This is a genomic window from Legionella quateirensis (genome assembly GCF_001467955.1).
Classification (GTDB): Bacteria; Pseudomonadota; Gammaproteobacteria; order Legionellales; family Legionellaceae; genus Legionella; species Legionella quateirensis.
The window spans coordinates 330302-352655 of the sequence record NZ_LNYR01000012.1; the positions used below are offsets into that span (position 1 = coordinate 330302).

A 22354-nucleotide genomic window follows, 5' to 3' on the forward strand; every position below is an offset into this window, starting at 1 on the left:
CAGGCATAAAGCCCTGTACGTAGGAAACTAGAAGATGATTCAATTTTGTAAGGTTCTCTTTGGCCTTGTTCGCGGGATCTAGAAATCGGGATTTTCAACACACTTCATTCATCTCGTGATTCATTCTATCCAATAAGATGTTCCAAGCACCTCATCATATTTTTGATGATTCAGACATAGACTCATGATGCGCTTGATGTGCGGCAATTCCATTCAGTACTGTAGCTAAGCGACAACCAGCCAATAAGATCTGCTTTTGAGTTATATTCTGAGCTTCTAATTGATAACGTTTGCCAGGTATTTTATTTTGAGCAACCTTATATACTTTATTTAAAGCCAGTTGGTGCGATGCATTGATCCATTTTCTGGGATTCTTCTCTTTAACTGCCTCAGAACAGGGCCATTTTTGTTCCAATTGACGCGCTTTATTTTTTACCTGGAATTGCTTACTTTGTCCAGTTAAGCTTCCGGCGCCGTTATCCCAGTACTTATGCAAATTATCACCGATTGGGTTGTGGGCTAATTTGAACAGGTTGCCACCCATGTCTCCTCGCGGTAATCGTTTACTTACCTTGGTAACGGTGTGCAATGGCTGATGTACATCACCAATTAAATGGGTCAATATCCGAAGGCTTAGACCTTTATCCGCCATACTGGATTTTTCGGAAGACAAAACAGTAATGGCCTGTTTGATCCCCCACAAAGCATTAACTTCCTGCAGAGGGGGGAGCGGTGTTTCATCATACGAAAAAGGAATATCAATATAATGCAATGAATCAAACCAGTGAATGTCATTTGCTCGTATAGCATCCAGCCAAGTAGCGGCTACAATAAAATTTGCATTTGAAGCATCTGCACTATAAGAACGATTGTAATTATTACACATTTTTTTTGCAGCAGGTGTTAAATTATCATATGCAATTTGAGCAACCAATTGATGCCCCATTGCATTCCATGCATAACTGGTACAACAACTGAGCACCAAAAAAAATGTAATAATAGATCGCTTCATATTTAACTCAAATAAGGAGACCATGCGGGTTCTTGAACATCACCTTCACGTGCCGGAAGCTTCATTCGTATTCTGCCGTCAATAGAAACGATGCCTAATACACCTTTATCCTGAATTCGCGTAGCGTAAAGAACCAATCGGCTGTTTGGAGATACTGAAGGAGACTCATCCAGACCAGAGAATGTTAAACTGGCAATTGGACCACCTGAAGCATTTTGTAAACCAATATTAAAATTGCGATCGTCACGATGCAGCATCACAATATTTTTCATATCAGGAGTATATGATGCTCGGGCATTATAGTTCCCTTCAAACGTTACTCTGCTGACTTGACCATCTGCTAGTGATAAGCGATAAACCTGCGGTGATCCACCTCTTCCAGAGGTAAACAGTAAACTGCGTCCATCAGGAGAAAATCTGGGTTCTGTATCAATGGCATCACCAAATGTTATTTGCTTCATGCTGCCAGAACTTAAATCGATGTTATAAATTTTCGGTGTTCCTGTCTTTGATAATACAACCGCCAACTGACGTCCATCAGGTGACCATGCCGGCGCACCATTAATACCAGGGAAACTGGTTATCAAGCGTCGTTGACCTGATTCTACAGAAACTGTAAATATCTGCGCGCGTTTCTTTTCAAAAGACACATAAGATATTGACTTACCATCAGGTGACCATGAAGGAGACATGATTGGCTCGGAAGATACCAGTAAACTTTGAGGATTATGTCCATCTGCATCAGCCACTTCAAGTGAATAACGATTTCTAGGACCTCCTCTTTGTACCGAAATATAAGCAATACGAGTAGAAAAAATTCCGCGTTCGCCAGTTAACTTCTGATAGACTTCATCACTGATGTGATGTGCCAATGGTCTGATTTCATTTGCACCTATCTGATACGTTTTGGTAAGGAGTATGTTTCCATTGGCAACAGCATCCGCGAGAGTAAAGCTAACCTCATAACGATTGCCAACACGATTTACCCGACCAGTAACGACACTGTCAGCACCCAGCTGACGCAATACACCAATAGAGGATTGAGAGTTCGCGCTCTGAGGACCTGAAACGATTTTAAATTGACCTGAAAGCGTCAAATCGTTTTCAATAACATGGGCTATTTCCTCTGCGCCGGCATCTGAGCCAAATGAATTTATTGCAATGGGCAAGGCAGAATTAATGCCTTGAGTAAGCTCCAGATCCAGAGCATAAATCTGACTGGTACATAACATCAATATAAGTGTAATAATTCGGTTAATCACGAGTTTTACCCCCTAACTTGTTCTGGTCGAACGGTTAAACTGATTTCACGAAACAAATTAAATGTTTCTGCGTCTGTTGGTACAGGAAGTGGCGATGCTTTATAGATTGCAGTTTGTGCTGATCTATCCAAAAGCGGATCCCCACTACTACGAGTTAAAGTGACTTCTAATACCATCCCATCAGGAGCAAGGCGAATTCTGAATTGGCTTGATAAGTTACTATCAGCGTTTTCAGGTAAAATCCAGTTTCTTCCTATCGCATTAACGATGAGCGCCTTATACTTATCAACTTCTCCTGCGATTCGTGCCTGATTTTCTGCATTTTGTGCTGCTTGTTGTGCTGCAGCTGCCTCCGCTTGTTTTTTTCGTTCCATGTCTGCTTTTGCCTGTGCAGCACGTGCCTGATCCGCACGAAGTTTCTCTGCTTTAGCTTGTTCTGATTTCAATTGATCTGCCTTGGCTTTTTCTTCCAGTTTTTTCTTATTCAGTTCAGCAAGTTTTTTCGCCTCCAGCTCTTGTTGTTTAACAAGTGTTTCTTTCTGTTTTTTAAGCTCCTCGATACGTTTCGCTTCAAGAGCCTTTTGTTCAGCAAGTTCTTTTAAGCGCTTCTTTTCTTCTTCTGCTTGCTTTTTGCGCGCAATCGCAATTTTATTTGCCTCTTCTCTGAGTTTGGCAATTTGTTGTTGCTCCTTGATACGTTGTTGTTTTGCGGCTTCTGCTTGACGTTTAAGTTCATTTTGATGATTAATTTCAGCTCTTTGCTTCTGTTCACGTTCCTGTTTTAATCGATTCACTGTATCCATTATTTCTTTATTATCTACACTGACCGCTTTAACCACTTCCTGTTGGGGTACATTTGCAACAGGGAGCTGCATGCCGGGAGTAGTTTTATTCTCGGCAGTCAAAACGGGACGCTGTGTTGATGTATCTGTCAGCAACAAAATCACCAAACAAAGATGAAGTGCTATTGCTGAAATAAATGCTTTGCGATAATTGTCTGTACTAATCATGCTTGACCCTCTGAAGGTTCATCTGATGAATCAGTCAGTAATCCTACTTGTTCTGCACCCGCCTGCTTCAGTAATGCCATCGCCTGGACAACCTTACCATAAGCTACTCCTTGATCTCCCTTTACTAAAACATTGAGCTTTTGCCCAGACTGTTTCGCAAGCTCCAATTCTGCAGCAACACGGACCACCAGTGCCTGCGCTTCTATTGGATCAGCGGGAGTACTGCTGATATTGAGAAAATAAGTACCTTGCTGATTTACAGAAACAATAATGGGCTCTCTGTCAGTTGGTTGCAGATTTTGACTTGCCGCTTTTGGTAAATCGACAGTAACTCCTTGAGTCAACATAGGTGCAGTGATCATAAAAATAACTAATAAAACCAACATAACATCAATATAGGGTACAACATTGATTTCTGAAATTGGACGGTCACGTTTGGTTTTTGCTCTAATCATTTGAGTATTATCCTCTTGAGGTACCCGATGTTTGTTGTTCAATCAGGGAAATAAGCTCTTCCTGAAATAAATCGAATCGATTTAGTAGAGTATTCGCTCTAGTTGTATAGCGATTGTATGCAATTACTGCAGGAATAGCCGTAAATAAGCCGAGTGCTGTAGCAACAAGTGCTTCAGAAATACCTGGAGCAACCATGGCAATCGTTGCCTGTTGCGCATGGCCTAAGGCCTGGAATGAGGTCATTATACCCCATACTGTACCAAATAAACCCACATAAGGAGAAATGGATCCTACTGAGGCGAAAAATGGTAAATGCTGTTCTAATTTCTCCGCTTCTTTTGCATGACTGATTTGCATGACCCGTTGAATAGGCTCAAGAGTTACAGTCCCCTGCTTCCTGGCGCGTACAAATTCTTTGAATCCCGCATGAAATATAGCAGCCATCCCCTGATTTTCTTCAGAATTACTGTCCACATCAGCATAAAGTTTGCTTAAATCACTGCTGTCCCAGAATCTTCTGTTGAATGCATCAGTCAGTTGTTTTTTTCGGTTAAAAAACCATGCTCGTTGAAATATTAAAGTCCAAGATACTATTGAGGCAGTCAGTAAGATCAGCATTACTGATTTAACGACTAGGCCTGCTTGCATAAAATACATCAATACATTTGCTTGATTACCCACTTTTTTATCTCCAGTATCGAAGTTTTTTGTTATTCATTTGCTGCTGCAAATAATTCGGGTAGTCGTCTCGGTTTTAAATGACTATCAACACAGACTACTTTAATATGTGCTTCACAAATTAAATGATTGTTTTCATTGTGCATCATTTGTTCAAACACGAAGCTGCACTTATTTTGCTCACCAATCCGGGTGGATATAGTTAATAAATCATCCAGCTTTGCCGGGAACAGATGTTTTATATTAAGTTCACTTATTGCAAATAGAACCTGTTCATTTATCAGTTCACTTAATGATAAACCGTTGGATCGCAACAGTTCCGTTCTGGCTCGTTCAAAATATCGCAAATAATTTGCATGATAAACGATGCCCATATAATCCACGTCTTCAGCATATACTCTTACACTGGATTGATGACTTGTTGCAAGTTTCATTAATTAATCCTGTTTAATAGCATCTAGGCCAAAATGCTGGTAGGCCCTTGGAGTAGCCATTCTACCGCGTGGAGTGCGCATTAGGAATCCTTGTTGTATTAAAAAAGGCTCTAAAACGTCTTCAATCGTTCCTTTTTCTTCACCAATAGCCGCGGCAATGCTGTCGACCCCCACTGGACCGCCATTAAAGCGCTCAATAACTGCCAAAAGCAACTTTCTATCCATAAGATCAAAACCATGCTGATCCACTTCCAGCATGACCAGTGCTTTTTGAGCAATATCGATGCTAATTATGCCACGTCCTTTAACTTCTGCATAATCTCGTACGCGTCGTAATAATCTATTGGCAATTCGTGGAGTCCCTCTGGATCGCATAGCAATTTCTCTGGCGCCCTCTGGTTCAGTTACTACATTCAGTAGTTGGGCGGATCGAGTTACAATTTGTGTTAACGAATCAATGGAGTAATATTCAAGCCGCTGAACAATACCAAACCTGTCTCTTAAAGGAGATGTAAGTAAACCAGCTCTGGTTGTGGCTCCGATTAAAGTAAAGGGTGGTAATTCCAGTTTAATGGAACGGGCTGCTGGCCCCTCCCCAATCATTATATCGAGCTTGTAATCCTCCATGGCAGGATAAAGAATTTCCTCTATTACTGGGCTAAGTCGATGAATTTCATCAATAAAAAGAACATCATTTTGTTGAAGATTGGTTAAAATGGCGGCTATATCTCCGGCACGCTCTATAACCGGCCCTGATGTTTGACGAATATTAACGCCCATTTCATGAGCAATAATGTTTGCAAGAGTAGTTTTACCTAATCCTGGAGGCCCAAAGATGAGTACATGATCCAAGGCATCTTTTCTTTTTCTAGCCGCATCAATAAATATCTGCATTTGAGAGCTCACCGCATCCTGCCCAATATATTCATTGAGACTTAAAGGACGAATTGCCCGGTCTATAGCTTCTTCAGAGACAATACTTTGGGTACTGATTAAGCGATCACTTTCCAGCATAAGAGTCTTATTAGATTCACCCGAATTTAAAACATTTTAACATATGTTTTTTTAATATCAGCTTTCTTTTAGGAATTATTTAATATATTACCCTGTTGAAATTAAATCACACCCTGGATTATTACATTTAAGTCCTGATAAAAGTTCGACTACCTGAGCAATTTGTTGTTTATTATCTCCCTTGACAATAGTATTGACCCGGCCATAAAGTGTTGTGTTTAAACGGCATTTAATGTGTTGTACCAATTCAGAATTACATGAGGTTGAAAAATAGTATCGGTTTGTAGAGTATGTATTGATATGATTCTTTTTTAAAAGCGTACCAAACGGAATATTTGAATGGATGATATCTCGGATAAACTGCTGTGGTAATTCCCTATAAAATATGGTTATAAACGCCAGCTCTACAATGAGATCTTCCTTCATATTCTGAGCCAGTTTTGCGTCATCTCGCTCTTTAACAGGATCCAGGAGCATGGAAATGACGCGAGAATAAGTATGTTCATTTGAATTTTGGTGTGTATGAATCACTCGAATGATTGCAGTCCTTTTATAATAATTCTCAATGGCTGGAGTTAATAATTGTTGTGTCAGTAAATAGTCATAAGGTTCTGGTAAGTTTATTTGATTAACGGGGTGACTTGTCCATTTACTGGTATTCAAAAGCGTAGTTAATTGATTCAATCTTTGCTGAATTATGTTCGCTTTCAAGCTCTCAGAAGATGCGTACACAAAATGCACTATACTATTAATCAATAAAGTAATTAGAAGAAAAATAATCCGTCGCCCCATCCTATTTCCTTTTTTCCTGTAAAGTAGACCTCAGTTCGGATGTATTGAATCAGATAACTAAAGGATTCTCAACAACACCAGAAAACGTCATCGATCTCATCTAAGTGGTACGGTGCCCTAATCTGGAGATCCTTCACTACGTTCAGGATGACGAAATCTAACCGTCATCCCGAGTGTAACGAGGGATCTCCTGAATGTGGTACGGTGCTCGCATCTGGAGATCATTCACTGCGTTCAGGATAACCGTCATCCCGAGTGTAACGAGGGATCTCCTGAATGTGGTACGGTGCTCACATCCGGAGATCCTTCACTGCGTTCAGGATGACCGTCATCCCGAGTGTAACGAGGGATCTCTTAAATATGGTGCGGTGTCCGCATCTGGAGATCCTTCACTGCGTTCAGGATGACCGTCATCCCGAGTGTAACGAGGGATCTCCTGAATGTGGTACGGTGCTCACATCCGGAGATCCTTCACTGCGTTCAGGATAACCGTCATCCCGACTGTAACGAGGGATCTCCTGAATGTGGTACGGTGCCCTCTTCACTACGCTCAGGATGACGAAATTTCTGCGGTCATTTAAAAGATAGTTTTTTTGAATTGCCTGTTCTGTTTTTTTAGTTCATATTAGTTTTTATTTAAAAATACTCATTTTTATAGGATATTGAATGACCCCTACTGTTTATCTAACCAATCAATTTATTAAACCGATTATTCCCCTGTTACTTCCCGAGTGGCATATTATATCAGGATGGGATTCAAATTCTGATTACGATAAATTACAGGTTTCAGCTTTAGCAACCACAGTGTGGGATCGTATTGATGAACCCTATTTATCCCAATTCCCCAATTTAAAGTTAATCAGCCATCTGGGAATAGGTACTGATAACATTAACAAGCACTATCTGAAAGAACACCATATTTCACTATTATCACAACCCAATGCGGGTGTTCATGATACAGCGGAACTAGCACTCACATTAATGTTGACTCTTGCTCGAAGGATTTTAGCTAACGATCGTTATACCCGCGAAAATCATTGGGTTGAGAATACACCCAAATTTCTTGGAAACCATTTGTCGGGAAAACAACTAGGACTGGTTGGATTAGGCCAAATTGGATTAACCATAGCTAAATTTGCTGATGCACTGAACATGAATATTTCATACACTGCACGTAGTAGAAAAGTTTGTTCTTATCATTACTGTCCGGATATTAAAACACTCGCGAGTAACAGTGACTTTCTTATTATCTGCTGTTCAGCTAATGCAGAATCGAATCATCTGGTTGATAAAACGGTTTTGGAACTTTTAGGTCCCTGCGGATATCTTATTAATGTCGCCAGAGGAAGTATAGTCGATCAAAACGCGCTTATTGATGCTTTGACCAACAAAGTTATTGCAGGAGCTGGTTTGGATGTATACAGTAATGAGCCTGAAGTACCTCTAAAGTTGCGGCAACTGGATAACGTGGTCTTATCACCACACATGGGGAGTTCTACTCGAGAAAATTTAGACAGTATGTTTAAATTGCAGGCTCAACAGTTAAATAACTATATGGAGAGTTTGTTCCCTCATTTAAAAACTATAGAGAACCCTGTTTGAAATTAATGAATAATTGACTCAGAAATAAAGGACTATTATGACAGCGACTTACATTCTAAATACCAACGACAGAGCAAGAGAGCGTCTTTCGTTACAGCATCAACTCTATGCTCAAAGCAGCAAAAGCCTGATTCAGGAAGCAGGAATCAAAAAAGGTATGAGTGGCCTTGAAATTGGTTGTGGTTCAGGTACGATGACTCTTGAACTGGCCAAACTTATTGGGCTTGATGGTTCTCTTCTCGCGATTGATTTAAGTCAATCACAACTGGAACATGTACAGAATATAACCAGCGATTACAGTACGATACGATTCAAGTTATGGGATGTAAATCATATTTCAGACCTTGGTGAGCAATTTGATTTTATTTACTGCCGCATGGTTCTTCATCATGTTGCTGATGCCCATTCTGTAATTCAACAAATGAGCCGTTGCCTTAAGCCAGGTGGCATGATCATTTGTGAAGAGCCATCCATATTTGATTCAACTTTTTGCTACCCTCCCTCTAAATCATATGAGCAGTTCACTCAATGGGTCAGAGCCTGTTTTGCCAAGAATAAACGTGACTTCGAAATTGCACATCGCCTCGAACAAGAGTTTGCATCATGTACTCTTAATGTCACTCATCATTCTTTATATCAGCCGGTTCTACGGACAGCTCAAGAAAAACTAATCTACTCAATGGCATTACATGATCTGACACCTCAACTCATCAATTTGCACATCGCGACACAGGCTGAGATTGATTTATTATCTCATGAACTAATAGATTTGGCAGAATCAGGGAATACCATGACCTGGATTCGGATGCATAAAGTTATCGCTAAATTACAGTAATCTTGGTACTAATAAGGATAATTATCTATAGTTCGGTTTAAATTTTCGTCTTTGCGCACGAAGACAAGCAATCCCAAAAGGAGCTGTATTGGATGGGTGTTCTGGATTGCTTCTCGTCGTTCGCTAAGATATGTTTTAATATGGCCATCTGGATTTAAACAAATACAATTATGGACTTATAAACTATCAGGGTATTACTAAGCCCACAGCCCCAACGGATCGAGGTGAAATTGATAAACCACTCCATAGTATCCCTGGAATGAAGTATTTACCCAGTTAAATCCTGATTTCGTCTATCAACAAAATTCGTCACCAGTTTCCTTGCTCTATAAATTCTCGACCTGACTGTTCCAATAGGACATTGTAATTCTTGGGCAATATTCTCATAGGTAAGGCCTTCAAAAATATGCATACCATAACAAAGTCGTAATTCCTCTGATAATCTCGAAATTGCTGACTCTATCTGATCTGTAAATTCCATATTAATTAACTGATGCTCAGGTGAGTTATAAAACGAGGAATATTGCTCATCAACAAAATGAGCTTCTGAATCCAAACGTACACTGATTGAACGGTAATAATTTTTAATCGTATTTTGTGTGATTTTATATAACCACGTAGAAAATTGACTTTTTTCTTTAAAAAAATGCAAATTACGGTACACCTTAAGCAATACTTCCTGAGTTAAGTCTTTAGCATAAGCTTGATCGTTAATATAAAAATATATTATTCGTTGAACTTTATGATCGTATCGTTCAAGCAATTTATTGTATGCAACGGAATTACCACCTCTAGCCAGTTCAACTAAATACTCATCAGTATCTGATCCGTCTCTATTCATAACGTCCTCTTTAGTCCATTATTGGTTGCTGCTTATCATGAAAGATAGTAACAGTACAACTCGAGATTGGAGCATTTTGCATACATTATGTATAATTATATACTATCTATTTGAAGATAAAAGGTGAAGTTGTCGCACTTGATGGTCCGAAAGCTGATCATTAAAGAGTACTAATAATTTTTTTTTATCCGGAGTGCATAGCTGAAGGAGGTGAAACACAGTGTTATGAACAATAATTCGGAGATTATCACAGTCCTGTGTTGAGCCATTTCGCATCGTTACAAACCATTGTTTATTGCGATAAGACATCTCATCAATGAAGAAACATGGATTTTGGTTCTTAAATTCCAGCCTCATACATACAGTAAGTGCTGTAATCAAAACCAGCTTAATCAGAATAAACACGGACGAATAACTAATAAGAGCCACAGTGAGCAGGTATAATACTAAAATCAAACGAAAATATACCTTTGATTTAGCAGGCTTAAGTATTATTTCTGATAATAGTGACAATTTCATTCAGCTCAGTATCTTCTGGTTTTGTATGCCCCATTAACCACGAAAACAACTCAGGATCCGTACAACTTAATAACAAATCAAAGGATTTGAGTTCATTCTCATTTAAAAGCTCTAAACCATGTTCCAAAAATCGTTGCAGGATAAGATCCAACTCGAGCATACCACGTCGGCAATGCCACGTGATCCTGGCCTTTTCTCGTACATCTAGCATGAATCATCTCAAAATTAGTGTGTCATAGTTATTTTATCATTATTGAATCATAAGATAATAAAATCTTAAACTCTAAAATGACTCTAAAATCATCCGTGCTGATGATACACTAGTCAAATTATAAACGGAAACATTGATATGACCATGAACATACACCAGGAACATACTATTAACTCCAGAACGTTAACAACACTTGATACGAAAACTGTTGAATTCAAACCTGATCCACTCAAAAACTATCTTTTTGATTTATCCTATCTTGGTATAATCGGAGTAGATGGCGAGAAAGCTGTTGACTTTCTTCAAGGTCAATTGACCTGCGATTTGGCAGCTGTATCGGATATACAAATGGTCCAAGGAGCTCAATGCAATTTGAAAGGCCGTATCCTTTCACTTCTGGATGTCATCAACTGGAAAGGAATAAAATTAGTTCTTCCCAAGGATTTGATTGAGGCTACCGTCAATTCACTCACTAAAGCGGCTCTGCTATCTAAAGTGACTTTACAAGAGTGTTCTGAATTTAGTGTTTTAGGATTTTATTTGCAAAATTCTAAAGATATTTTACCTGATACCACGTTCTTTTCACCTGATGTTTATGCTCTTTCGTTTAGTTCCAATTATTGTTATTACCATTTAGGTAATGGATTTTACATTTTTATAGTACCTCAAAATGAATTTAAAAGATGTTCTGAATTGTTTAAAGAACACAATCAATATTTAGGCTCTTTACCTTGGCATACACTGAGACTAATGCAAAAACAAATCGATATTTATCCAGAATCCCGAGGGTTATTTCTACCCCATAGACTCGGTTTACATGAAACGAAATACATTAGTTTTAACAAAGGGTGCTATAAAGGACAAGAAATTATAGCAAGAACACAGTACAGAGCGACAATAAAACATGAATTAAAAATTTTTGTTATTGATGTAAAACATGATCTGTATTCAGGTCAAAAACTATTTAAATGCAATGAAGAATTAGAAGTTGGTGAATTAATTGATTATTCAAGAGTAGGCAATAATCGATTTCTGATTGCCGTAAGCCTGCTTAAAGAACCAATTACATCTGCTCGATTTGAAGGACATAACGACAAGGTTGTCCTTGAAATACCTGTTCTCTAATTATGTATAGAGATAATTAAATTGATTAATTTGAGTTTGGGTACTAACGTCAGTGAAAGCCTCGTAAATGAGGGTTCTTTCACAGTACGGCCCAAAATAACATCATCCGGAACGAAGTGCTGAGGGATCCCATCATCATTTACAACATCAAAAATGTATTTATTGGGGTCTCGATGATAAATTAAAGCCCGTCCTTGCGAGCAAGGTGAAGCAATCCACAGCGGAGTCTTATTGAAACTGTATTCTGGAATACTTCACTTCGTTCGTAAAGACGAAAGTTTATACTGAAAAGTAGATAATTATCCTCGAAATAATTATAAGGGGATACATCGGAACGAAGTGAATGAACTCCAAATGCAGGCACCATGCCTATTTCAGGAGATCTTTCACTTCGTTAGAGATACTTCTTATGGACTTATTGAGCAATACGCCTGTTTTATTCAGCTCTCTCGGGTTTAATACGCTTTACACTGAAACAAAAAAAACCAGTTTTTCAATTGCAAAGTTTATCGTTTTTGTCCAGGCAGCATGCGTTTTAATACATTGTTTTTGTCAATAAAATGATGTTTCAAAGCACCAATGACATGCAGGCAAATAAATACAATGATAATCCATGCAATAACCTCATGTGACTCTTCCATTAACTCAGCCAACGATTTGTCGGGGGTTATCCAGGGCAATGGCATTTTAAATAAGCCGAAGTAAGTGGGAACGCGATCAGCAGCGACAGACATAATCCAGCCACTCATGGGCATAATAAGTAAAAGAACATAAAAACTATATTGTACAAAACGCGATAATGCCTTTTCCCAAGGTTTAACTGATTCAGGTAAAGAGGGTTTTCCTTTGGCATGAACCCAGATAAAACGCAAGAGCATCAAAAACAATAAGGTAATACCTGTCGATTTATGCAACATATATGCAGTGCCCTGGTACTGCTCAGGAATCTCATCAAGAAAAAATCCCATGAACAACATTCCTATAACAGTCAGAGCTATAACCCAATGAAACCATTTGGATATGGAAGAATATCCCGCATCAATTTTGTTTTCCACTTAATCACTCCTTGAACTACCAATTGAATCAATCACATCACCATTAAAATCCCATGTTATCACTTAAACGTCAATAACATGGGATGACACTTGATTAATAAACATCCTCTGGTTTTGCATAAGATTGTAAGGTGGTCTGTGTTAAATCCAGCAACTCCCTTATTGCAACAAAGAACATCGTGTAATTTAAAGCAGTACTGGATTTTAAATCAGTCAGGATAAAACGCCATCGCTCGATTAAACCAACATGAGCATCCCCCCAAGACTCCAATCTGGCTTTAAGATCATTATTTTTAGATTGAAAACTCATTAATCCTGAAGTTAACTGACGTTGCTGCCAATCCAAATCATCACGTAAGGCCTCTCTGGATAATGACTCCCAATGATTTTCAGTTGGATGAATAATCACTTGTGTTCTAATCCAGGATAAATCAAGGAATTCACCTATACCAAAGTAAATTTCAGCAACCTGAGCAATTTTCATCTTCTTAATGTTTGCCAGTTCAATAATATCAGTAGCCGCAAATAATCCACGCGTTACCGTTAATTCATGTGCCAAGGCAGGTGGAATTCCATCACGGATCCGTTCTTCATACTGCTCTTCATATTGGGCTCGGCCATGCTCACCAAACACAGCGGGCATTGATTTCTTAAATTCTACAACCCCTTTAGAATACAGTTTGATTGCATGACTCACATCTAATGTTCTTCGTTGGTTGCGTAAAAACCATCGCGTAACTCTTCTTGAAAGTCGGACATAAAGCATCATCATGTCAATCTGTTGTTGCGCGCTGATCTTGGTACCTAACTCTTCAATTTGTTTCCAGATGGACTCTAAATCAAGAACAGTACGAGCGATCATATAGGCTCTGACTATAGCAGAAACTGGCGCGCCAGTTTCATCTTGCAGCCTGTAAACATAAGTGAAGCCCATTTCATTAACGATAATATTGCTTAATCGTGTAGCAATAATTTCTCGTCTCAGTGGGTGATCCTGCATTTGTTTACTGAAACGTTCCTGTAATGGCTTTGGAAATGAATTAATAAGTACTTCATTCATATAGCTTTCTTCAGGCACATCAGATGCAAGAATTTGTTCTTTTAATAGGGTTTTGCTATAGCACATCAATACAGCAATACCAGGTCTACCCAGTCCTTGCCCCATCAATTTACGTTCCAGCAATGCCTTATCATCAGGTAAAAACTCAAGATTACGGTCTAATTTTCCTGTTCTCTCGAGTTCATTAATATAACGCGATTGTAACTCCAATGAACGCAATGCCTGTGATGCGGATAAACTAATGGCACGTGTTTGTAAAAAGTTATCTCTGAGTACTAATTTAGACACTTCTTCCGTCATTTCGCTTAATAACTCATTCCTTTGCTTGGGCGTTAAATCTCCTGCAGCTACGATAGTATTAAGTAAAATTTTAATATTAACTTCTTTATCAGAGCAGTTAACTCCACCCGAATTATCAATAAAATCAGTATAAACCATTCCACCTTGGAGAGTATATTCTACTCGAGCCAGTTGGGTCAGTCCTAAATTACCGCCCTCACCAATTACCTTGCAACGCAATTGTTTGGCATTAACACGAGTTGAGTCATTAGTTCTATCGCCAACGCTGGCATTCGACTCCAGACTTGATTTGACATAAGTTCCTATACCACCACTCCAAAGTAAATCAACTTTAGCTTTTAAAATTGTTTTAATTAACTCATTAGGCTCAATTTCAGTGTGTTTGATGCCAAAAACTTTTTGCATTTCAGGGCTAACCGGAATTGATTTTGCGCTGCGATTGAATACGCCTCCACCTTTTGAAATCAACTTTTTATCATAATCGGTCCAATTTGATCGTGGTAAGTTAAATAATCGTTTTCGTTCTTCATAGCTCAATGCCGCATCTGGATTAGGATCAATAAAAATATGAATATGATTGAAGGCACCCACTAACTTGATGTGTTTCGATAACAACATACCATTACCAAATACATCGCCGGCCATATCGCCAATTCCAACAACGGTAAAATCATTATTGTGAATATCAATATCCAGTTCATAGAAATGACGTTTAACTGATTCCCAGGCGCCTTTTGCTGTAATCCCCATTTTTTTATGGTCATATCCGATGGATCCACCTGAGGCAAAAGCGTCTCCCAGCCAAAAACCATATTCCAGGGAAATTGAGTTTGCAATATCCGAAAACGTTGCTGTCCCTTTATCAGCTGCAACGACAAGATAAGGATCATCCTCATCATAAAAAACGACGTTTTGAGGTTTAACGATATGGCCGTCTTTATAATTATCAGTAATATCCAATAATCCTCTGATAAACAGTTGATAACAACTGATGCCTTCAGCCATAATTTCTTCACGAGTACCATTAGCTGGTAAATGCTTTGGTACAAAACCGCCTTTAGCGCCACTTGGAACGATGACCGAATTTTTAACCTGTTGAGCTTTCATCAAGCCAAGAATTTCCGTACGGAAATCTTCTCTGCGATCCGACCAACGTAACCCTCCTCGAGCCACTTTGCCGCATCGTAAATGTACCCCTTCAAAACGTGGCGAATAAACAAATATCTCAAACATTGGATGAGGTTTAGGTACACCTGGAATCATCTTGCTGTTTAATTTAATTGATATATAACTTTTGGGTTTGCCATTGGAATCTACTTGATAAAAGTTAGTACGAAGAGTGGCATTAATTGCCTGCACGTATTGTCTGATAATTTTGTCTTCATCAAGATTGGAGACACTATCAAGATCATTTAATATTTCAGCCATTAAATCATTAAAACGTGATTCTCTTTTACTATGTTCTAAAGGATTACAGCGAATTTCAAACAACCGTACCAATTTTTTCGCGATTTTTACATTATTATTTAACGCCGTTTCCATATACTCCTGGCTGAATGTAAAACCAATCTGCTTAAAGTATTTTGCAAAAGTTCTTAGAATCGCAACTTCACGCCAATCAAGCCCTGCTGATAAAACCAGTTGATTAAATCCATCATTCTCCGCATCGCCAAACCATACTCTGGAGAAAGCATTCTGGAATAACTCCTTGATCTCATCAATATTGAATTCAAATTCTTTAGTATATTGCATGGCAAAATCATTAATCCATGTGACTTTACCGTCTTCAAACTTGAGAACATAAGGGCGTTCACTAATGGCTCTTAACCCCATATTCTCCAATATAGGCAAGACATCTGATAATGCTATAGTTGAATCATGTTGATATACTTTTAATCTAAAATTATTCTCAGATTCATCAAGTGGTCGGTAAAAATTAATTCCCAAAGAGTTTTCCGGAGTGAGAACCTCAATGTGTTTAATATCATTCACAGCAGTGCGCGGAGTAAAATTATCACAATACGATATAGGAAACGCATTCTTATAATGAGCAAATAAGGCGTTTGCCTGTTCCTCACCATATGCTTCATGTAAGTAGTGCTGTAGATCATCAGACCATAAACGTCCTACATCAATAAGTTTCTTCTCTATTTCTTTCAAATCATATTCAGGACAATCCTGAGGGTTCACCTTAATAATAAAATGAATACGGGCAAGTACTGATTCCGAGAATAAAGTAGAGAAGGTAATTTCCTCGGCATTAAAACTCTCTGCCAATATTTTTTGCATGGCATGTCTTAATTCAGTATTAAAGCGATCCTTGGGAACATAGACCAGACAGGAAATAAATCGTCGGTATACATCCATACGTGCAAACAGACGGATTCTCTTCCTATCCTGCATGTAAAAAATACCCATAGCAATTTCAAGGAGCTCATCTTCTGAACCTTGAATCAAATCATCTCTTGGTAAGGTTTCAAGTATATTGAGTAGTACTTTTCCTGCGTGGCTGCGAGGATTTAACTTGGAATTTTCCATAATTAATGCGACTTTATGACGCAGGAATGGAATATGTTTCGGGTTAGTATGATATGCTGCTGATGTATATAGTCCTATAATTCGTCGTTCACCGATGACTTGTCCTTTAGAGTTAAATCGCTTAATACCGATATAGTCGGTATAAGCATCTCTATGAACACTAGCCAATGTATTCGTTTTTGACATGACCAATATTCTGGGAGATAAGGTTAATTCCCTGGCTTCAGGTGTCATTGCAGAGATGCTTCGAGTGGATGATTTACTTGAAGTCTCCCTTAAAACACCAAGTCCAGTGTGAGGAATGGCCTGTAATATGGTTTCTGTTCCCTTTTGTATCAATTCGTAATCTCGAATTCCCAGAAAAGTAAAATGATGATCTTCTATCCAGTTCAAAAATGCCTTTGTTTCTTCAAGCTCATTAGAATCAACTACCTTGGATACATGATCAAGTTCTTTTATTGCTTCTCGAACTTCGGCCCTCATTTTCTCCCAATCTTCAAAAACAGCCCTATTGTCCTCAAGAACACGTTCAAAGCTCTTATGTAATTCTTCAAGCATTAAAGGATCGGTCTGCCGGTCAATTTCCATAAAAATAGGAGCTTCATGCAAGACGTTTTTTTCTTCGGAAACTATTCCATTACGAGGTAAGATTTCACAAACATGGTTATGACTGTCTCTTTTTACCCTGATACCACCCATATGAATTATAAGATGAGAAGTCAGTCCCATGCGGTTAATCACCATACGAAGCGAGTCAACAATAAAGGGCATGTCATCACAAATAATTTCAACAACAGTGTGCGTTGTCTGCCAGCCATGGCGTTCAAAATCCGGATTATAAATTCTGATCTTGGTTTCCTGTGGAGAACGTTCGACGATTAACGACCAGAAATTGACTACCGCACCATACAGATCATCGACATCCCATTCACGAAGATCTTCCAGGGCAACAGTTCCATATAATTGTTTGGCAAACTCGGCACAAAATCCTGCTTGCTCACCTGCCATAGAATTTTTAATTTTTTCCACAACAGCTTCAATTATTACGTCTTTACCCTCTTCAAATTTATAGGACATTAGCTCACCCCGTCAGATTTTCATATGCTCTGCAGCATTAATTATTGTTTAAATTACTGAATATATACCAATGTATCTGTTGCAACCCAGTTTGCCAGATCAATAACCGATCTATTATTTAACCGGATACAACCATGAGAACCTGGTGTACCTAATTTTGTGGAGTCAGGGGTGCCATGTATGTAGATAAACCGTTCCAGAGTATCTACATTACCGCCCTTATTTTTTCCTGGCTCCAAACCCTCTAATTGTATAATTCGCGTTAAAATCCAGTCACGGTCAGGAAATTGTTCAGCCAGTTGCTCTGAATATATTTCACCAGTCCATTCTCTGGCAACCAGAACACTATTAATTTGATGTTCTAATCCGATAATAGAATAGACTCTATGCCACCCTCTGGGTGTGCACTCGCTATTTTTAATTTCTCCAGCGCCTTTTTTCCCAGTAGATACCTGGTAAGTAAAAGCCAGACTTTCGTTTTCGAAACCCTTCATTTCCTGTTGTGCAATAGAAATAAAGAGGGTTTTGTTGTTTTTTATCATTTTATGAGTCACTGATTGCAATTGTTTTAGTATTAACGAACTCTAAAATTCCTTCACGGGATAACTCTCTACCATAACCGGAGTGTTTAATTCCTCCAAACGGTAATCGTGGGTCGGATGCAACAAAGCTATTTACAAAACACACCCCTGCTTCAATCTCATTTGAAGCAATCCTTTCGCCCTTTTGCACATTTCGCGTAAATACAGCAGCCCCCAAGCCATACTTACCTTTGTTAGCAAAAGAAATCCCTTCTTCCTCGTTTTCCACAGCGCATATTGAAATAACAGGACCAAATAATTCCTCATCAAAAGCAGCCATGCCAGGTTTAATATCTGTTAATACAGTTGGAGGATAATAAAACCCCTTACCCTCAGGAATTATACCACCAAGCAATAATTTAGCACCTTGTTTAATGGATTTTTCTACTTGATTGTGAAGATTATCACGCAAATCCTTACGGGCAAGAGGTCCAAGATTGGTTTTAGGGTCTAGAGGATTACCCATTTTGTATGAAGAAATGTGTTCCATGATTTTCTGGGTTAATTCTGCTTCAATGGCTTTGACTACAATAACGCGTTTTGCTGCAATACACACCTGCCCGGAATTATTTAACCGTGAAGCGACTATAGAATGAGCAGCCAGATCGATATCAGCATCTTCAAGGATCAGATAAGGATCAGAGCCTCCCAGTTCTAATACTGATTTTTTTAAATACTTGCCTGCCTGTGATGCAACTGAACTACCCGCACGTTCACTTCCTGTGAGAGTTACCGCAGAAACATAAGGATTCTGAATTACTTTTGCCGCACCCTCATTGTCAACAATGAGATGCTGAAATAAATTCGTAGGAAATTCGGCCTCTTTGAACAAGCGTTCGATCCGATTTCCTGTTCCCGAAGATATAGGTGCATGTTTTAACACTGCCGCATTTCCAGCCATTAAAGTTGGAACTGCGAAACGAAAAACCTGCCAAAATGGAAAATTCCAGGGCATTATCCCAAAAACCAACCCTAAAGGTCTATAACATACCTTTGCCATTTTCATATCAGTTTCTATTGTTCGCGAAGCAAGATAGGACTCAGCATGTTCAGCATAATGTTCACACACCCAGGAACATTTATCAATTTCGGCTTTACCGGCAGTAACAGGTTTTCCCATTTCCTCACTCATTAAATGAGCCAGTTCTTCTTTATTGTTCTCAAGTAGATGTGCCAACTGCAGCATTAATCCCTGTCTTTTTTGGAATGGAGTAGTATTCCAGGATAAATAAGCCTTGTGTCCAGCTTCTAGTTTAGTATTAATAGCATCATCATTAAGGCAATCATATACCGCTAAAAGCTGTTCTGTTGCAGGATTAATAGTCTGTATTTTCATTTAATCACCATATGTAAGATACGTTATTATATGTTTGGACCAATCACTAGATACTATTTTAGCTAAAGTTTGCAACTCTCCTTGCACTTTACTTTTGATTGTTGATACTATTTTTATATTCTATGCTGTTTTAGTATAAAGAACAGTATTATAAATCAAGATGTTAATTTAATTAATTAACCCTGGGATAATTAATGAAGCAGATAAAACCACCTTTTAATCCTATGCAATATATGGCAGCCTGGGCTGTACATATATTTACGGCCAGTGGAGCGCTCATCGGGGTTTTTACCTTAGCCAAAATCTATCAACAGGAATACATCTTTGCATTATGGCTAATGGCATTAACTGTTTTTATCGATGCAGTCGATGGAACATTTGCTCGTTTATCTCACGTTAAAACTGTGTTACCCAAAATTGATGGGGCTTTGCTGGATAATATTGTTGATTATCTTAACTATGTGATAACCCCCTGCTTTTTCTTATTGGTTAAACCAGGGATGCTCCCGCAGGACTATTCCGCATTGATAATTGGAGCGATCACCATCACTTCAGCGTACCAATTTTGCCAGGATGATGCGAAAACACCGGATCATTTCTTTAAAGGATTTCCGTGCTACTGGAATATTGCCGTTTTTTATATGTTTATATTTAATACATCGATGACTTTAAATGCTATACTTTTGTCAATATTTTGTGTGCTTATTTTTGTTCCGGTCAAATATGTGTATCCGTCACGACTTGATTACCTTACTGATTCAAGGATACTGAAAATTCTCATGCATTGCTGCTCAGCGATTTATGGCATCAGCTCAGCGTGCCTGCTTATTTATTACCCAAACCCTAGTACTATCTGGCTCACACTGTCCCTGGGTTACATAGCCATGTATTTATTTTTGAGTTTTTATAGAACCTATTCACCGATGATAAAAGCTAAAATATCAGCAAATAGAGATTTATAGTTCTATTTTTTCATTCCAGGATAGACTTTGGCTATATTATGATTAAAATAGCAACTAAAGTTTGTTTCTAGAGGAAATTATGACATTATTTAATCAAATTAATAAAATACTACTGATATCCTTATTAATTATCAATTCAGCTCAGGCTGTTTCTACTTTTCCACGAGGATGTGAAGTATCTGGTTTCGGATACCAACAAAATTTTTTGATTTTGAATGAATCAGGTGAACAATCCTATTACTTAATTCAGAACAGATCAGACGCTAAAATTGAATTAGAACGTCATGAAACCGGTGATGTATTTATGAGTCCACCTTTGCAGGCAACTCTAGAACCTCTGAATTGGGCCGCTTTTGCCTCTGATGTTAAAAATTTAAATTTTAAATGTTATAAACATATAGAAGAAAATACCACTACAGTGGATTGTCGCGATGTACTTGACGTCTGTCAGTATCCAAGAGTCAGATTTGCACTGAGTAATATGGGAAACTATTGGATTTCTTCTAATAAAACTCAAAATGAAGTAATCCAGGATTCGGTAGCTAAAGGTATTTATTTAAAATGGTGATCAGTGTCTAAAATAAACTATGATTATCACTACATCACATCAGGAATAATAGGAGCGCTGATTATATTGTATGGGCACAATCAGAATTACCCGCAGCCCTACTATATTTTTGGCTCCCTGATCTTACTATTTACCGCGATCCATTTCAGGCTGGTATATTTCGTTGCTTTAGAATTAATACTGGCAGCAGGTCATTCTGCAATATTGCTGGGAATTGGACCCAATACTCAATTTGCGCTTCCAATATTTTTATGTCTCCAATTATTTATTTTTTATTTAATGATTGGTAAAGAAAATATTTTTTTATTATTAATTGGTATTATTGGCATCGCCCTCCTTTCGTTTGGGTTTGCTTTTAACAATCAATGGATTTTTTTTTCAGGAAGTTCTTTTGTCGCGATTTATGCCTATTATAGTGCATATAGAGGTCAATTCGCTTCGTATATCTGGGCAATACTCAATACCATATTTTCATTAATTGCATTATATAAGTTAATTTTTTTTTAATCTGGAAACATTATGAGCCGAACAGAATCAACCATGCTGGCCTTGGGAACAGTGGCACCTAACTTTGAGTTATTAGATGTATCTACTGGCAAACATGTCAAGTTTGACCAATCACCAGACTACAAAGCTTCAGTGATTATGTTTATATGTAATCATTGTCCCTATGTAAAACATATCAATTCCGAATTAACGCGTTTAGCCAATGATTATCGATCTAAAGGAGTTCGCTTTTTAGCCATAAACTCGAATGATGTCGAAAACTATCCCGATGATTCACCTGAACATATGATCACTACAGCAAAAACAGAACAGTATCCATTTCCTTATCTTTATGATGAAACTCAGGAAGTTGCTATGGCGTATCATGCGGCATGCACACCTGACTTTTTTGTATTTGATAAGAATCTGTCTTTGGTGTACAGAGGGCAACTGGATGATTCAAGGCCAGGTAATACTATTCCGGTAACTGGCGATTCTATTCGAATGGCACTGGAGTGTCTGCTGGCAAACAAGCCATTTAATTTTGCCCAAAAACCCAGTCTTGGATGTAATATCAAGTGGAAGCCAGTCTAGACGACG

Annotated in this window: 21 protein-coding genes; 7 read left to right on the top strand and 14 right to left on the bottom strand. The window is 38.4% G+C overall.

Annotated features, from left to right (window positions below; all coding sequences use genetic code 11):
• Positions 1–154: 154 nt before the first annotated feature.
• The 8 genes from Lqua_RS06035 to Lqua_RS06070 form a co-directional block, all read right to left on the bottom strand.
• A complete protein-coding gene (locus tag Lqua_RS06035; RefSeq protein WP_058473764.1) occupies positions 155–1012 on the bottom strand; it encodes a S1/P1 nuclease in 858 nt (285 codons plus the stop codon).
• Positions 1013–1014: 2 nt separating this feature from the next.
• A complete protein-coding gene (gene tolB, locus Lqua_RS06040) occupies positions 1015–2274 on the bottom strand; it encodes a Tol-Pal system beta propeller repeat protein TolB (RefSeq protein ID WP_058473381.1) in 1260 nt (419 codons plus the stop codon).
• Between the two features lie 5 nt (positions 2275–2279).
• Positions 2280–3284: a cell envelope integrity protein TolA gene (gene tolA, locus Lqua_RS06045; protein WP_058473382.1), complete on the bottom strand. Its 1005-nt coding sequence runs from the start codon at positions 3282–3284 to the stop codon at positions 2280–2282.
• Positions 3281–3739, bottom strand: a complete 459-nt coding sequence (gene tolR, locus Lqua_RS06050; RefSeq protein WP_058473383.1) for a protein TolR — start codon at positions 3737–3739, stop codon at positions 3281–3283. Before tolR ends, tolA begins: the two co-directional genes overlap by 4 nt.
• 7 nt (positions 3740–3746) lie before the next feature.
• Positions 3747–4421 carry a protein TolQ gene (gene tolQ / locus Lqua_RS06055; RefSeq protein WP_058473384.1) on the bottom strand — a complete coding sequence of 225 codons (675 nt, stop codon included), beginning with the start codon at positions 4419–4421 and terminating at the stop codon, positions 3747–3749.
• Positions 4422–4450: 29 nt separating this feature from the next.
• Positions 4451–4852 (bottom strand): YbgC/FadM family acyl-CoA thioesterase, encoded by a 402-nt coding sequence (locus Lqua_RS06060; RefSeq protein ID WP_058473385.1) that lies wholly within the window; start codon positions 4850–4852, stop codon positions 4451–4453.
• A gap of 3 nt (positions 4853–4855) precedes the next feature.
• Complete coding sequence (ruvB, locus tag Lqua_RS06065; protein WP_058473386.1) at positions 4856–5866, bottom strand: Holliday junction branch migration DNA helicase RuvB; 1011 nt, start codon at positions 5864–5866, stop codon at positions 4856–4858.
• Between the two features lie 87 nt (positions 5867–5953).
• Positions 5954–6658, bottom strand: coding sequence for a hypothetical protein (locus tag Lqua_RS06070; protein ID WP_065240149.1), 705 nt, complete (start codon positions 6656–6658; stop codon positions 5954–5956).
• Between the two features lie 666 nt (positions 6659–7324).
• Between Lqua_RS06070 and Lqua_RS06075 the strand changes: the two genes are divergently transcribed.
• Entirely contained in the window at positions 7325–8260 is a 936-nt protein-coding gene (locus Lqua_RS06075; protein WP_058473387.1) for an NAD(P)-dependent oxidoreductase, read from the top strand.
• Between the two features lie 37 nt (positions 8261–8297).
• Positions 8298–9095: a class I SAM-dependent methyltransferase gene (locus tag Lqua_RS06080; protein ID WP_058473388.1), complete on the top strand. Its 798-nt coding sequence runs from the start codon at positions 8298–8300 to the stop codon at positions 9093–9095.
• Positions 9096–9363: 268 nt separating this feature from the next.
• On the opposite strand, the gene Lqua_RS06085 is transcribed toward Lqua_RS06080, so the two are convergent.
• Positions 9364–9936 (bottom strand): sigma-70 family RNA polymerase sigma factor, encoded by a 573-nt coding sequence (locus Lqua_RS06085; protein ID WP_058473389.1) that lies wholly within the window; start codon positions 9934–9936, stop codon positions 9364–9366.
• 484 nt (positions 9937–10420) lie between these two features.
• The gene (locus tag Lqua_RS06095) at positions 10421–10666 is read right to left on the bottom strand and encodes an FAD assembly factor SdhE (RefSeq protein ID WP_058473391.1); all 246 of its coding nucleotides are present in this window, start codon (positions 10664–10666) and stop codon (positions 10421–10423) included.
• Between the two features lie 144 nt (positions 10667–10810).
• On the opposite strand from Lqua_RS06095, the gene ygfZ reads away from it, so the two are divergent.
• The gene (gene ygfZ / locus Lqua_RS06100) at positions 10811–11791 is read left to right on the top strand and encodes a CAF17-like 4Fe-4S cluster assembly/insertion protein YgfZ (RefSeq protein WP_058473766.1); all 981 of its coding nucleotides are present in this window, start codon (positions 10811–10813) and stop codon (positions 11789–11791) included.
• A gap of 506 nt (positions 11792–12297) precedes the next feature.
• Here ygfZ and Lqua_RS06105 read toward each other — a convergent pair.
• The 4 genes from Lqua_RS06105 to Lqua_RS06120 all read right to left on the bottom strand — a co-directional run bounded on the left by Lqua_RS06105 (position 12298) and on the right by Lqua_RS06120 (position 19738).
• Positions 12298–12846 carry a cytochrome b gene (locus tag Lqua_RS06105; protein ID WP_058473392.1) on the bottom strand — a complete coding sequence of 183 codons (549 nt, stop codon included), beginning with the start codon at positions 12844–12846 and terminating at the stop codon, positions 12298–12300.
• Between the two features lie 94 nt (positions 12847–12940).
• A complete protein-coding gene (locus tag Lqua_RS06110) occupies positions 12941–17821 on the bottom strand; it encodes an NAD-glutamate dehydrogenase (protein ID WP_058473393.1) in 4881 nt (1626 codons plus the stop codon).
• 53 nt (positions 17822–17874) lie between these two features.
• On the bottom strand, positions 17875–18363 hold the full coding sequence (locus Lqua_RS06115; RefSeq protein ID WP_058473394.1) for a L,D-transpeptidase: 489 nt from the start codon (positions 18361–18363) through the stop codon (positions 17875–17877).
• Position 18364: 1 nt separating this feature from the next.
• Entirely contained in the window at positions 18365–19738 is a 1374-nt protein-coding gene (locus Lqua_RS06120) for an NAD-dependent succinate-semialdehyde dehydrogenase (RefSeq protein WP_058473395.1), read from the bottom strand.
• A gap of 194 nt (positions 19739–19932) precedes the next feature.
• Between Lqua_RS06120 and pcsA the strand changes: the two genes are divergently transcribed.
• The 4 genes from pcsA to Lqua_RS06140 all read left to right on the top strand — a co-directional run bounded on the left by pcsA (position 19933) and on the right by Lqua_RS06140 (position 22348).
• Positions 19933–20700, top strand: a complete 768-nt coding sequence (gene pcsA / locus Lqua_RS06125; RefSeq protein ID WP_058473396.1) for a phosphatidylcholine synthase — start codon at positions 19933–19935, stop codon at positions 20698–20700.
• Between the two features lie 79 nt (positions 20701–20779).
• A complete protein-coding gene (locus Lqua_RS06130) occupies positions 20780–21268 on the top strand; it encodes a hypothetical protein (RefSeq protein ID WP_058473397.1) in 489 nt (162 codons plus the stop codon).
• A 3-nt stretch (positions 21269–21271) separates the two neighbouring features.
• Positions 21272–21775 (top strand): hypothetical protein, encoded by a 504-nt coding sequence (locus Lqua_RS06135; RefSeq protein ID WP_058473398.1) that lies wholly within the window; start codon positions 21272–21274, stop codon positions 21773–21775.
• Between the two features lie 12 nt (positions 21776–21787).
• Entirely contained in the window at positions 21788–22348 is a 561-nt protein-coding gene (locus Lqua_RS06140; RefSeq protein WP_058473399.1) for a thioredoxin family protein, read from the top strand.
• Positions 22349–22354 lie beyond the last annotated feature (6 nt).